Below are 15,029 nucleotides of genomic sequence, written 5' to 3'. Positions count from 1 at the left end.
GACATGAACGAATTGACGTTATCGCGAGCTGAGCATCCGGCGTACCTGCGCCTCGTTAAGGTAGCGGGCAGGGTCGTCATGTGGGCGTTCCTGGTTATTACGGCGCTGCTGACGCTGTTTCCCGTGCTGATGACCGTGGCCGGCTCGTTAAAAAGCAACGCCGAGCTCATGAGCGGAGGCGGCCTGCTGCCGGAGGTATGGCAGTTCGCCAATTACGCGGAGGCATGGAAGCAAACGAAGTTCGCTCAATATACATGGAACAGCGTGTTTTTGAGCGTGACGGTGACTGTCGGCACCCTGCTCGTGGCAGCGATGGCTGCGTATGTGGTCGATCGCAGAGCTTTTCGGGGTAAGGCGTTGTACGTGGGCATTCAGGCTTCGACGATGTTCATTTCCGTCGGGGCGGTAGTGCTGCGCCCGCAGTTCGATCTGATGGTCAAGCTGCATTTGAATACGACACTGTGGGGCGTCATCCTCATTTTGATCAGCGCGCATGCTAGCACGTTCTTTATCTTACTTGGATTCTTTAAGGCGATCCCGCGGGATCTGGATGAAGCAGCAATGATTGACGGCTCCAGCTTCTCCCGCAGCTTCTTTACGATCATTCTTCCGCTGCTGACGCCGGGACTCGGGGTTTCCGGACTGTTTGCTTTCCGGCATGCGTGGAACGAGTACATTTTGCCGCTCGTGTTTACAATGACGAATCCGAAGCTGCAGACGCTGACCGTCGGGCTTGCGAATCTGCGTTACGGCTCGTCCGCCGCGATGCAGGTGCATTTGATGATGGCCGGAGCCTGCTTGTCGATTTTGCCGATGCTGCTGGTTTATATCCTAGCGAACAAATCGTTCATGCAGGTGACTGCCGGCTCCATTAAGGGGTAAGGAGAGGTACTCATGACAATCCATTCGTTTCAAACAATAGGGCAGCTGCAGTCGAGTTCGGTGATCCGGAGACATCCGGCCAATCCTCTGTTGGCGCCCAAGGATGTGCCGTACGGTCCTGCGATGGTGTTCAATGCAGGGGTAACCAAGTACGAGGGTAAATACGTAATGGTATTCCGCAACGACTACGGCAACGCGGCGGAGGAGACGATCGAGCCGCACAGCACGACGAATCTCGGGCTTGCCTACAGTGACGACGGGATCAACTGGCAGGTGCAGAACGCTCCCTGCTGGAGCTGGAACGATGAAGAGGTCATTCGCGTCTATGATCCGAGACTGACTGTCATCGAGGGGCGTTGCTACATGTGCTTTGCCGTCGATACGAAGCATGGGCTGAGGGGCGGCATCGCCGTCACGGAGGATTTCAGCAGCTTCGAGGTATTGAGCCTATCGGTGCCGGATAACCGCAACATGGTGTTGTTTCCGGAGCGGATCGGCGGCAAGTACGTACGTCTGGAGCGCCCGTTCCCGGTATACAGCCGCGGCGGGATCGACCGCTTCGATATGTGGATGAGCGATTCGCCGGATCTGGCGTATTGGGGCGGCTCCAAGCTTGTGCTAGGGGTGGAGCAAGTGCCCTTCGCCAACGACAAGGTCGGTCCGGGCGCGCCGCCGGTGAAGACGGAGAAGGGCTGGCTGACGACGTTTCATGCGGTCGACCTGGATCCTTCTCGAGGTAAAAACGGCTGGGAGCCAAGCTGGAAGAAGCGTTATACGGCTGGGATTATGCTGCTTGATTTGGAGGATCCGAGCCGGATCGTCGGCATGGCGGAGTCGCCCCTGCTTGCGCCTGAAGCGGTTTATGAGACATCCGGCGGCTTCCGCAACGATGTTATTTTTCCTGGCGGGATGATTCTGGAGGATTCGGGCGAGGTCAAAATTTATTACGGCGCGGCAGATACGGTCGAATGCTTGGCGTTGGCGCATGTTGGCGATTTGGTGCGGCTGTGTTTGGAAGGACGCTAGGGCGAAAGCATTTATTCGGCGAATGAAAAGCTATAATTTATATGAGAAGTATGAAGGAGGATGGCGATGAGCTACGGTGAGATACGACTTCCGCAGCAAAGCGTGCCGGTGTCTTATGAGGCTGATGTCGTGGTGGTAGGCGGAGGCGCGGCAGGGATCGCCGCTGCCGTCAGCGCGGCAAAGAACGGTGCGCAAACGCTGCTCATCGAGCAGCGGGGATTTCTCGGAGGCATGGGAACGGTGGCACTCGTGCCGGCATTTTGCCCGTTTACGGATAAGCGGAAGCCGATCATTCGAGGAGTCGGAATTGAGCTGATGGAGCGAATGAAGGCGGCCTGCAATGCTGAATACCGCAAGGAGTACGAGCAGACACTGGATTGGGTGCCTATCGATCCCGAGGTGCTGAAGCGGGTCTATGACGACGCTGCGCTTGAAAACGGCGTTTCGCTGCTTTTCCATACGTTCGTTTATGACGTGGTACTCTCGGAGGACCGGAAAACGATCGAGGGCATTATAATCGTTAACAAGACAGGCCGATCCTTCGTGCGATGCCGGTATGTCATTGATGCGACAGGCGACGCCGATATTGCCGCACTTGCAGGGGTTCCCTTTCAGAAGGGCGGGGAGCAGGGAGAGCTGCAGCCGGGAAGTATGTGCTACATGCTGGTCAATGTGGATCGCCCGCGATTCTTGCGCTTTCTCGAGGAGACGGGCGATACCGGGCAGCTGCACAAGACGGTGGAACGGGCCATCGCAGAGGGCGCTTTGCCGGAGGGACGCAAGTCGATTTCGGGGCTCGCATGGGTGAACGACTATTTGGTCGGAGTCAACTTCGGGCATGTGTTCGGCATCGACGGTACGAAGGCCGAGGATTTGACCCGCGGCGCGATCGAAGGGCGGCGATTGGCAGAGCGGCAGACGCAGTTTTTCCGCAAATATGTGCCCGGCTTCGAGTACGCTCATCTGATCGCTAGCGGCGAGCAGGTCGGCATTCGCGAAACCCGGCGCATTCGGGGCGATTACGTGCTGACGGCGGAGGATTTCATGGAAGCTCGCTCCTTCCCTGACGACATCGCACGTAACGCTTACTATATCGATATTCATCTGGCTAACAGTAAAGGCAGTATGACATTCACCCACCTGCCTCCGGGGAAATCGCACGGCGTGCCTTACCGGGTGCTGCTTCCTGAAGGCATCGATAATTTATGGGTGCCGGGCCGCGCGGCTTCGTCGGACCGGGCCGTTCAAGGCTCGCTTCGCGTGATGCCGAACTGCTTCGCCATGGGGCAGGCATCCGGTACGGCGGCGGCGATGGCTTTGACTTGCGGTACGGGCTCGCGCGGCGTTTCGGTGCCCGGGCTGCAGCGGAGGCTTCTGGAGCAAGGGGCATGGCTCGGCGAGGAGCTTGCTGACGGCGCGAATGCAAATGAAAGTGTCGGCTGAAGGTATTGAAGCCGTGGAATCGTCTGGGTGCATCGCCGGTATTGGCGTTGCACCTTTTCGTCGCCGCCAAGAGCATAGTTCGCCTCAGGCACTTTCATCATTTGCGCTGCCTGACCTGCGGTGCGCTTGTATGAGCCATGGCATCATGACATAATCAACCTATACAGCCACCGGGCGAAGCCCGACGAACAGGGGGATTCGGCGATGCTCGACCGAAGCAAGCTATCGTTCCGTAACAAGCTGAGGTTGGCCTTTCTGATCGTCACCATTCTCGCAGTTTTGACGACAGGGGGGCTCTCCTATTCCATTACCTCCAATATTATGGAGAACAACGCGATGAAGATGACGCAGGACTCGGTCGCCCAATCGGCGCAGATTGTGGACGAGAAGCTAAACAAGCTGATGCTGGTCATGATGACGTTTATGATCAGCCAGCCCTTTCGAGCGATGCTCAAGGACGCGAATGCGGGAGATGCTTCCCGCTATTTTACCCGCTTGACCGAGATGGACAATGTATTCTCTCAGGCCCGGATCGCCGAGCCGCTCATTCATTCGATCTACGTTTCGACGCCGATCGGCGAATTTTACCCGCTGTCGATGAATCGCAACCGACAGACGGTATTTGAGAAGACCACGCTTTACGAAAATATCGTTCGGGAGAAGCGAAACGTGTGGATCGAAGGCCATGAGGATGCGCTCTTTTTGGGCGGAAGCCGGGTCGTTTCGCTCATTTTACAGCCTATTTCCGAGGATCCGGTGAAGGATGTTTACGTCGTCGTCAACATTCGCGAGGAGGGGCTCCGCCAGCTGCTGATCACGGGGGCCGAGGGAGGCGCCGCGCGCTTTCTGCTGAACGGGCAGGGGCTGCCTGTCGTTTCGGAATCGGGCACGTTGATTCAGGAAGCGGTGAACAGCGGGGTAATCGCAGCGCTCCTGAACGAGAGTCAGACCGGCTATGCACCCGATAAACTGAACGGCAAAGACTATTTGTTTAACTACGCGCGTCTGCGCCTGAATGACTGGACCGTGGTTGCCATTCAATCCAAGGATGACGTGCTGAAAGACCTTATCTACGTCAAATGGATGATCGCCGCCATTACCGCCGGCTGCTTTTTGCTGGCCTTGCTTGTGGCCGGTGCGTTTACGGGCTATTTGCTTTTACCTCTTAGAGGGCTGCAGCAGGTGATGAAGCGGGTCGAGCTGAACGACCTGACGGCCCGCTTCGAAAGCAAAAGCCAGGACGAGCTGGCCCAGATCGGCTTTCGGTTCAACCGCATGCTCGAGCAGATCGTTAGGCTGATCGAGGAGGTCAAGGAGGCGGAAACGACCAAGCGGACGACCGAGATCAAGGCGCTTTCCGCGCAGATGGATCCGCACTTTTTGTACAACACGCTCAATACAATTTACTGGAAGCTGAAACTCAAGCAGGTGGAGCCCTCGCAGAAAATGGTCGTTGCCTTGTCCCGGCTGTTCCAGCTCGGCTTGAATAAAGGGCAGGAGGTAACGACGCTTGATAAAGAGCTACAGCATGTACGTCAATATTTGGAGCTGCAAACCTTTTGCTACGAAAATTTGTTCACCTTCGAAATCGAAGTGAGCGAGCAAGAGCTGCTAGCGCTCCCCGTTCCCCGAATTATGCTGCAGCCGCTGGTGGAGAACAGCATTTTGCACGGCTTCGATCAGATGGACAGCGGGGGGACGATCGTCATTCGTGTGGAACGAACGTCCGACGGGGAGCACTGCACGATTCGTGTCCGCGATAATGGAGCGGGCCTGGATGCAGGCGGGGGTTCGACAGAAGGGGATCGGCCGAACGAGGGCGGTTACGCGATCGGCAATCTGATCAGCCGGCTGCAGCTGTATTACGGCGATCAGGCTGAGCTGCGGCTGGACAGTCCGCCGGGCCAGGGAGTATCGGCGACGATTACCTTACCGCTGAAAGGAGAGCTGCAGCATGTTAGGTCATGACGAGGTCAGCTTGTGTATCATCGACGACATCAAAAGTGTGGTCAACGGACTGACAATGATCGATTGGGCGAGCGAAGGGGTGACCGTTGCAGGCACTTCATCGAACGGGGAGGACGGGCTCGAGCTGATCCTGCGGGAAAAGCCCGACATCGTTATTACGGATATCCGGATGCCTAGAATGGACGGCTTATCGATGCTTCGGGAGCTGCTGGAAGCGAATGTCGCCTGCAAAGTCATACTGATCAGCAGCTATACCGATTTTGATTACGCGAAGGAAGCCGTTCGGCTCGGAGCCTTCGATTATGTGGTAAAGCCGTTCACCGAGGAGGACATCGTAGAGGCGGTAAGGAAGGCGAAGACGCACATTCTGCAGGAACGGGAGGAGCTGCTGAACGTCAGGGGCATGGAGTCCAAGCTGCGCGAAAGCATGCCCCTGCTCAGGCAGGAATACTTGAGGCTGCTTGTGCAGCACCGTACTTCATGGGAGCAGGCCGCCAAGCGCTGGGATTTTCTCAAGCTGAGGCTGCAGCCCCGGGGGCTGATCGTACTGCTGCTGGAAATCGACGCATTCCAGGAGCGCGCGGAGGAACTGTCCATGCACGAGGTCGAGCTGATCCGCTTCTCGCTGCAAAATATTGCGGAGGAAACTATCCGCGAGCATGCCGACGGTCTGTTGTTCCGTTTGGAGGCGGACCGGTTTGTCGCCGTCCTGAACGATCCTCCGGGCATGAGCGCAATTCAAATTGCAGAGCGCTGCTGCAAAAATATCGAAAGCTTCACCAAATTCACCGTTTCCATCGGTGTCGGCGGCAGGGCGGAGTCGGTCGCCGAGCTTCCGGATTCGTATAAGCAGGCTGATCAAGCCTTGAACTATCACCTATTTACCGGAGGCAACGGTGCGATCAGCTACGATGAGATTCCAAGAAGTAACAAGCAGGGGCCCGTATCGCTGGAGGGTAAGGAGGAGGTGCTGCTCGCGCTTCGTTCGGGCAACGGAGATCGTGCGGCCGTCCTGCTGCTTCAGCTATCGGCGGCGCTGCAGCGGATAAGCCCGCGGCCGAACCCGGAGTACTTACTCAGTCATTATGAGGAGCTCGCCGCTTCCATTATCCGGACCTTATACGAGGTTGTGTCGCCGGAGGAGCTGCAGCCGCTCGTGCAATCGTATAAAGCGAAGACAAGCGGTTCGGGCGTCGCCCTGAACGTACTTGAGCAGCAGCTGGCGGCGTTATGCCGGGATGGCGGGGAGCTCGTTAGGAGAAACACGCTGTCCGAGGGGCAGCGGATCATCTACCATTCGCTTGAATATATCAAGCAGCGGTTGGAGCGGAATGTGACCGTAGGGGAGTGTGCAGCCCACGTGCATTTGAGCGTCAGTTATTTTTCGAGCCTCTTCAAGAAGGTCATGGGCATGACGCTGATCCAGTATATCACGGCCGAGCGTATGCAAAAGGCGAAGTCGCTGCTGATCGCAGGCGTACCCGTTCAGGAGGTCGCCGCCATCGTCGGCTATGAGGAGCGACGGTATTTCAGCGAAATGTTTAAGCGGACGTCGGGTATGACGCCTTCCGAGTTCCGCGCAAGCTATCACCCGGAAACGCCGGGAGGCTAGCCTTGCCTGCGCTATAAGCGTGTCTGATTGCGAGTAAATGCCCGGACCGGTTGGTCGAGCAGACGCAAGCGGAGTACGCTAGCGAAACAAGGAGGGAGCAGACCACGATTGGTGGCTGCTCCCATATTTCATCGAAGTTACGGACAACCGGCGAAAGATTTAGATCCGTAAGGTTCTTTCACTTATATTGCGAGCTTACTATTTTGAAGCGTCTTGATCCATTCATTTGCGATCAGCTCATGTCCTGCAACCGTCGGATGAACCCCGTCATGTGCCCAAAAAGGCGCATCCGCCCTGGAACAAGCATCGTCAAGCGGCTTCTGCAATGCCACGAATAATGCCTCATATTCATCTGCCAGGTTGCGTACGATAGCCTGATATTTTGTAAGTAAGGACTTCCAGTCATTCCAACGCTCGGCTGTCGCTCCACAGTTAAGAATAAAGGGCTCGCACAGAATCAATCCCGTATCGGGCAAATATTCCTTCGTAATATCTAATAAGTGACGGTAAGCGCTCTCGAATCGGTCTGCGGCCCCTTCGGGTAATCCATTCATAATTCTCCAAGCATCATTGACTCCGATCAATATGCTAAGACGCTTGGGCTGAAGATAGATGGCATCTTCGTTCCATCGTGCATACAAATCGGATACTCTGTTCCCGCTAATACCACGATTGACGAATAACGGGGAAGCTTCCGCATTCTGGAGATATAGCTTACCGGCAATACGACTAGCATAACCGGTCCCGAGACTAGATATATCGTTTCGATTCCGTCCCGTGTCCGTAATAGAATCTCCCTGGAATAAGACGTCAATGGTTTTGTCGTACCTCACTTTATACACCGTCCTCTTTACTATATGTAGTATGGCTATGCCTTTTCTCAATTTACCTCTATTTAGAAAAATATACTACCCTTATTTTTTGTGTTTTTAAAAACCCCATTTTATGTCGCATGGATAGCGGCTTTTTTTGTTTTTTTATGAAGAGCTTGCGAGGACCTAAAGATCGTCATATATGAAAACATATCGTCGGATATTGAATTTTCCGGCAAAGGAAGAGAATTTATAATAGAAGGAGTGGAAAGCGCTTCCACAAATGAACAACAGAAGGAGTGAATTGATGTGCTTAAACCATGGATAACCGTAGGGCTTGCGGTTACACTTGCGGTCACCTCTTCGAGCGTGATCTTCCCTTCGGAGGCTGAAGCTGCGATGGCCGTCATTCGTGTGTCTGATTACGGAGCGGTACCGGGTGATGAGAACGCGGACGGACAAGCCATTCGCGCGGCTCTTGATGCCGCCGTTCGAATTGCCGGCGGTGCCGAGGTTGTGTTCGATCCGGGCCGTTATATCGTTGACCCTCCTAAGCGGGAGTGGAACTTTGATGCGGACGGAACAACGGACGGCTGGACGCTAGGCGGCAGCGCGACCGGTACGGCAGGAGGCGGCTCCTTGCAGCTGACTCTGGCGGGGGCGTCCGGTCAACTGACAACGCCCGACGGAGCCGTCACGATTGACGGCAGTCGCTTCGTCAGCTTCAAGGTGCGGATGAGCAACGCTACGACGGCAACTCAAGCAGCGCTGTGGTGGACGACGCAAGAGGATGCTTCGTGGAACACGGCGCGCAGTCAGACGTTTCCGGTTACTGCGAGCAGCACCGGTTTCACGGAATATAAGGTCGATCTGAGTCAACACCCGGAATGGAACGGCAAAATGATCAAAAATTTGCGTATCCTTCCCGCTCAAGGTGCTGCTTCAGGCTCGGTCTCGATTGACAGGATTACCGTCGATACGGCTGCCCCGATCGAATGGGCGTTTCCGACCGGCAATGCCGAAGGCTGGAACTGGTCAGGCCTAACAGGGGGAGCCTCGGGCGGGGTGCTGAAGATGACGGCGAGCGGAGCAAGCCCGAAGCCATACGTCGTATCCGCACCCAATCTGCAAATACCGACATCTCCCTACAATACCGTCACGGTACGCATGAAGAATTACACCGGCTCGACCCAAGCGGAGCTGCGTTACATAACCAATGAGGACACGGTATGGAACGACAAGAAGGCCGTTCCGTTCACCATTACGGCGAACAATGCCGACTTTCAGGAATACAAAATATCACTTAGCAGCTTGCATTACTACGGCACATTGAAGCAGCTTCGCCTGTATCCGATAGGCGAGACGAGCTCCGGGTCGGTGGACATCGATACGGTACGCTTTGAACAGCCCGATTCACTGACTTCGAATTTTTATTTCCATTACAAAGGTGCGACACAAGGTCTCACGGTGACAGGCGGCGGCGCGGAGCTTGAATTTACAGAGCCGTTCTACGGGGCGTTTAAGTTTTTCGAATCGTCGAACATATCGATTTCCGGCTTCGCAATGGATTATAAAAATCCGCCTTTCACGCAAGGTGTCATTGCCGGATGTAATGCCGCTGCCGCGACGATCGATTTCGTTCCGGACACCGGCTACGCCTATATCCTGGACGATCCGCGCACGCCCCTCATGCCGTCCAAGTGGGGTGTCATCCGCGACCCGGCCAACAGCGATCTGCAGAAGGAAAAGGTGCCGAATGTCGTTACTGTCCAATCGTGGCAGAAGCTAAGCGGTACGACGTATCGACTGCAGCTGTCTCCGCACCTTGCTTCCAAAATGTGCATACCCGGGTATATTGAAGTGAATGACAAGTTCGCTTTCAGCTACCGCTCCACGGGCTACAATATGTTCGATCTGCGTAACGATTCCAATGTAGCTTTGAGTGATATTACCGTGTACCGCGGGGCCGGCACGACCGTCACATCGCAAAACCTGGACGGCACAGCACAATTTACGAACATTAACGTTCTCCGCAGAACTCCGGGACAAGTAATGACAACGCCGGCGGACGGGCTGCACATGCAGTTTTCCGTGAACGGTCCGATCGTTCGCAATTCCACATTCGAGGGCATGCTGGACGATGCGATCAACTTCTACCAAGCGCCGACTCACTTAATCGAACCGCTAGCCCCGAACCGTATTTATGTCAAGCTCAACGGCATCTACAGTATAGGCGACACGATCCAGGTACTGGATGCAGATCTCGGCCGTATTCGCGGCACAGCCAAAATCATCGGAATGGATTCGGTCGGCACCTTCCCTTTGAAGTCTAGAGCGATCTGGACGCTTGACCGTGATATCGTCGGAATGATCGGCGGAGATGACTTGTCGACCGCGGATTCAATCTATAATCTGACGAAGAACTTCAATAATTACGAGGTTAGCGGCTCTACGTTTCGGGAGTCCAGACGAAATGGCGTGCTCGTGAGGCCTGGCAGCAACGGCGTGATCAAGAACAACCGGTTTACGGACTTAGGCGGTGCCGGCATAGCCGTGCAGAACGAGCCCGGTACGTTTGCCCACGAAGGTCCTATGGCCGAGCAGCTGCTCATTGAAGGCAATTATTTTGCCCGGAACAATTATTTAACGGACATTAACAGCGCTGCCAAGGGCGGGAAGCTGACTGCCGGCGGGATCCAGATTTTTGCACAGAAGAAGGATAAACAGGTTGCCGATTCCCGTGGTATTAAACAGATTACGCTTAGGGGCAACACGATTGAATCGCCGATTCGCAGCGGCATTCTCATTGCCGGCGTCGACGGCGTTACAATGGAAGGCACGAATACCATTACGGCTGTTTCCGGTGACCCGGTGTTGGATGGAGACATTTCAGCGGTCAGGGTGGAAAATGCGGCGAACGTCACGTTGAACGGTCTTCGCGTGGTCGACCCCCGGCCGGAGCTGAACGCTGGAGTACAATTGGGAACAAGTGTGGATGCTTTACAGCTAGGTACGGCACAATTCCAGCTTGCCGCCGGTGTGCCTGGGGTTCTGAACATGGCTCCGTCAGCCCCCACGGGACTTGTTGCCGACGCAAGCAACGGCAGCGCCGTTCACCTCAATTGGAACGATGCGCCCGGGGCGATTCGCTATAACATTTATCGTAGCACAGCACCATTCAACCCCTCATGGGAAACGAGACTTGATTGCTGCGCCAGATCAAGTGAAGTATGGGATACAGGTCTTTCGGGCAGCAAGACCTATTATTACCGGGTTACGGCGGTGAACGAACAAGGCTACGAGTCCGCTGCAACGCCTGAAGTAACGGCTGTGACGCAATACGCCGATGTTATGGACGGCTTCGACGACGGCAATGCCGCGGGATGGACGCCAAGCGGCGGGACGTGGTCGGTTGTGCAGGACGGAGGGAGTTTTGTGTACCAGCAAAGCTCATTGACAGGGGACATCGTCAACCTCGTCTCCGCTGCGCCTCAGACCGGCGGCAGCGTGGAAGCCCGCATACGTATGACAGCCGAAGGGGCAAGCAGCACAGGCGCAGGCTTGATTGTTCGCTATGTGGATGCGGACAATTACTACTGGGTAAATCTGCGTCGCTCGGCAGGTACCCTTCGATTGATGAAAAAGTCGGGCGGTGTATGGAGCCAGGTAGCCAGCGCTGCTTTGCCGCAGGAGCTGAACCGATGGTACCATCTCCGGGCGGAGCTGCAGGGAGATGCTATTCAGGTGTATGTGGACGGCGAGCTTAAGCTGAACACAAGTGATGCCTCACATCCAGGCGGCGCCTTCGGCTTTCGCGTATACAATACCGCAGTGCAATTCGATGATGTGAAAGCGGTGTACGGCATGCCTTCTCCAGGACCGAAGGCTCCGTACACGGAGACGTTCGAGGACGGGATCGCCGACGGTTGGACAACATACGGCGGTGTTTGGTCGGTGGCAGCGCAAACGGATGGCTCGAAAGCCTACAAGCAAAGTGCGACGGGCGGTGATGTAATGGCGATTCAACCGTCCACCGTCAACGACGGCGACTACACGGTAGAGGCCAAAGTACGGATGGATACATTAGGAACCGGAAGTACAGGCGCAGGGCTGGCCTTTCGGATGAAGGATACGAACAATTTTTACTGGTTGAATCTGCGTCCAAACCAGAACGATATTCGATTGATGAAGAAGGTGGGTGGCGTCTGGTCACAAGTAGGCAGCACCGCACCTCTAACGCAAGCTTTAGGCGTATGGTATACGGTCAAGGTGGCGGTATCCTGCGATGCAATCGTGGCTTACGTGAACGGAACCAAAGTGTTCGAAACAAGCGATGCATCCCTGTTGAATGGAGGCGTCGGCTTCCGGATGTACAATACGTCGGCAAGTGTGGATGACATTTCGGTTACTTACGAGCCATAAAGAAGAAAGGCTTTCAGGCATTCGTAATAGAAGAAAGCCGGGACTGTGGGAGTACCGATAGAGTAAGGAAGCGTCAACTCCAGCAATGGCTCACAGGTCTGCCTACTTACATCAAGGCAGACCTGCCAATTTCAAGCTGCGAAAGTTGAATTCATAATAAACCACGAGGTAAGGGTGCGGTGTCCGTAGGATATCGCACCATTCTGGAACCGATCAAATAAGTGGCAGCAGTTTATTGTGTTACTTTGCTTACTCCCGACGATCACAAAAAAGCGGAATGCGATTTTCGATTTGGCGGATCAAACTACTATTGGTTGTAGGTCAGGTGCAAACATGCCGCTGTTTGGATAACATTTCCATTGTATTAAGTAATAAAACATGATAAATTACTCTTCCGGCCGTTGCGATAGCGACGCGGCAGCAAGATTGAAAGATTATCTGTCCTAACGGGTTCGACCCAGGAATGGAAAAACATCATTCTTGCATCGAGCAATGAAACATGATATATTACTCTTCCACTGTTGCGATAGCGACATGGCTGCAAGTAACAGTAAGAGATTACCACTTGCAATTAAGTGATTAACATGATAAAGTAATTTCTTGTCTGCTTCTTGAGCAGGCGGGTAATACTAACAACATTGTCCTTTGAAAACTGAACAACGAGTGATTGTGCAGAATCTCATTTGAGATTCAAAAGTCAGTAACGAATTGAGCAATCAGCTCATCTATATAAAGTTTACCCTTTATTGGAGAGTTTGATCCTGGCTCAGGACGAACGCTGGCGGCGTGCCTAATACATGCAAGTCGAGCGAGGGTCTTCGGACCCTAGCGGCGGACGGGTGAGTAACACGTAGGCAACCTGCCTGTAAGACTGGGATAACTACCGGAAACGGTAGCTAAGACCGGATAGATGGCTTCTCCGCATGGAGGAACTTGGAAACACGGCGCAAGCTGTGGCTTACAGATGGGCCTGCGGCGCATTAGCTAGTTGGTGGGGTAACGGCTCACCAAGGCGACGATGCGTAGCCGACCTGAGAGGGTGATCGGCCACACTGGGACTGAGACACGGCCCAGACTCCTACGGGAGGCAGCAGTAGGGAATCTTCCGCAATGGACGAAAGTCTGACGGAGCAACGCCGCGTGAGTGATGAAGGTTTTCGGATCGTAAAGCTCTGTTGCCAGGGAAGAACGTTCCGGGGAGTAACTGCCCTGGAAATGACGGTACCTGAGAAGAAAGCCCCGGCTAACTACGTGCCAGCAGCCGCGGTAATACGTAGGGGGCAAGCGTTGTCCGGAATTATTGGGCGTAAAGCGCGCGCAGGCGGTTTCTTAAGTTTGGTGTTTAAGCCCAGGGCTCAACCCTGGTTCGCACTGAAAACTGGGAGACTTGAGTGCAGGAGAGGAAAGTGGAATTCCACGTGTAGCGGTGAAATGCGTAGAGATGTGGAGGAACACCAGTGGCGAAGGCGACTTTCTGGACTGTAACTGACGCTGAGGCGCGAAAGCGTGGGGAGCAAACAGGATTAGATACCCTGGTAGTCCACGCCGTAAACGATGAGTGCTAGGTGTTAGGGGTTTCGATACCCTTGGTGCCGAAGTAAACACAGTAAGCACTCCGCCTGGGGAGTACGCTCGCAAGAGTGAAACTCAAAGGAATTGACGGGGACCCGCACAAGCAGTGGAGTATGTGGTTTAATTCGAAGCAACGCGAAGAACCTTACCAGGTCTTGACATCCCTCTGAATGTCCTAGAGATAGGGCAGGCCTTCGGGACAGAGGAGACAGGTGGTGCATGGTTGTCGTCAGCTCGTGTCGTGAGATGTTGGGTTAAGTCCCGCAACGAGCGCAACCCTTGATTTCAGTTGCCAGCATTCAGTTGGGCACTCTGAAGTGACTGCCGGTGACAAACCGGAGGAAGGTGGGGATGACGTCAAATCATCATGCCCCTTATGACCTGGGCTACACACGTACTACAATGGCCGGTACAACGGGCAGCGAAGGAGCGATCCGGAGCAAATCCTTAGAAGCCGGTCTCAGTTCGGATTGCAGGCTGCAACTCGCCTGCATGAAGTCGGAATTGCTAGTAATCGCGGATCAGCATGCCGCGGTGAATACGTTCCCGGGTCTTGTACACACCGCCCGTCACACCACGAGAGTTTACAACACCCGAAGTCGGTGGGGTAACCGCAAGGGGCCAGCCGCCGAAGGTGGGGTAGATGATTGGGGTGAAGTCGTAACAAGGTAGCCGTATCGGAAGGTGCGGCTGGATCACCTCCTTTCTATGGAGTCCATGATGGCTGCAGGCCATCGGACATAAAAAAGCACATTTACTCGTTGTTCAGTTTTGAAAGGTGCAATGCCTTTCTGTACATAGGATGTTTTGCTTCGCTGAAGGAATAACGGACTTTCGGGACGTTATTCTAATGAAATAACAGCGAGAAGCTGGAATAACGGTTTATCAGACCGCTATTTCGGCGAAAACTAGGCAAAACCGCTCCACAATCGCGTTACAGCAGAAAATAACGGTTCGAAAGTCCGTTATCTGCCTCTGACCGATTCCAAAACCGCAAATAACGTTCTCAAAGTCCGTTATTGTGCGAGCACCCTCTGGTAAATCTTGATGCTTGCATCGAAGATTGCGGACGTGCTAAGATAGCCTTCCTGCCGCGGTAATGCGAGCAGCGAAGAACAATCCTTGTTCCTTGAAAACTGGATATCGAAACAAAGCAAAATGTCGAAACATCTATACGATGGTTTATCGAGCGAATGCGAGATGAACAATCTTTTAGCTGCTAGTGAGAATGTCTTGAGTTTGGAGTGACTTTGTGCGTAGCACAACGGAACGGAGAACCAAGATCATTCGAA

General features: G+C 54.3%; 7 protein-coding genes and 1 rRNA gene. 7 read left to right on the top strand and 1 reads right to left on the bottom strand.

Annotated features, from left to right (window positions below):
* Nucleotides 1-3: 3 nt before the first annotated feature.
* The 5 genes from QMO62_RS30405 (at nucleotide 4) to QMO62_RS30385 (ending at nucleotide 6,931) form a co-directional block, all read left to right on the top strand.
* Nucleotides 4-882 carry a carbohydrate ABC transporter permease gene (locus QMO62_RS30405; RefSeq protein WP_284646198.1) on the top strand — a complete coding sequence of 293 codons (879 nt, stop codon included), beginning with the start codon at nucleotides 4-6 and terminating at the stop codon, nucleotides 880-882.
* Between the two features lie 12 nt (nucleotides 883-894).
* Nucleotides 895-1,908, top strand: a complete 1,014-nt coding sequence (locus tag QMO62_RS30400; protein WP_284646197.1) for a glycoside hydrolase family 130 protein — start codon at nucleotides 895-897, stop codon at nucleotides 1,906-1,908.
* 66 nt (nucleotides 1,909-1,974) lie between these two features.
* On the top strand, nucleotides 1,975-3,351 hold the full coding sequence (locus QMO62_RS30395) for an FAD-dependent oxidoreductase (RefSeq protein WP_284646196.1): 1,377 nt from the start codon (nucleotides 1,975-1,977) through the stop codon (nucleotides 3,349-3,351).
* A 204-nt stretch (nucleotides 3,352-3,555) separates the two neighbouring features.
* Nucleotides 3,556-5,319 (top strand): sensor histidine kinase, encoded by a 1,764-nt coding sequence (locus QMO62_RS30390; protein WP_284646195.1) that lies wholly within the window; start codon nucleotides 3,556-3,558, stop codon nucleotides 5,317-5,319.
* Nucleotides 5,306-6,931 (top strand): response regulator transcription factor, encoded by a 1,626-nt coding sequence (locus tag QMO62_RS30385; protein WP_284646194.1) that lies wholly within the window; start codon nucleotides 5,306-5,308, stop codon nucleotides 6,929-6,931. Before QMO62_RS30390 ends, QMO62_RS30385 begins: the two co-directional genes overlap by 14 nt.
* A gap of 182 nt (nucleotides 6,932-7,113) precedes the next feature.
* Here the strand turns inward: QMO62_RS30385 and QMO62_RS30380 are convergent, their stop codons facing one another.
* Nucleotides 7,114-7,764, bottom strand: a complete 651-nt coding sequence (locus QMO62_RS30380) for an SGNH/GDSL hydrolase family protein (RefSeq protein ID WP_284646193.1) — start codon at nucleotides 7,762-7,764, stop codon at nucleotides 7,114-7,116.
* A gap of 288 nt (nucleotides 7,765-8,052) precedes the next feature.
* Here QMO62_RS30380 and QMO62_RS30375 point away from each other — a divergent pair, with 288 nt between their 5' ends.
* Both QMO62_RS30375 and QMO62_RS30370 read left to right on the top strand, forming a co-directional pair.
* The gene (locus QMO62_RS30375) at nucleotides 8,053-12,165 is read left to right on the top strand and encodes a 3-keto-alpha-glucoside-1,2-lyase-like domain-containing protein (RefSeq protein WP_284646192.1); all 4,113 of its coding nucleotides are present in this window, start codon (nucleotides 8,053-8,055) and stop codon (nucleotides 12,163-12,165) included.
* 743 nt (nucleotides 12,166-12,908) lie between these two features.
* Nucleotides 12,909-14,443, top strand: a 16S ribosomal RNA gene (locus QMO62_RS30370).
* Nucleotides 14,444-15,029 lie beyond the last annotated feature (586 nt).

This window comes from Paenibacillus silviterrae (assembly GCF_030167925.1).
Classification (GTDB): Bacteria; Bacillota; Bacilli; order Paenibacillales; family NBRC-103111; genus Paenibacillus_G; species Paenibacillus_G silviterrae.
The sequence above is the reverse complement of the archived record's forward strand: the minus strand, read 5'-3'. Positions and strand labels throughout refer to the sequence as shown.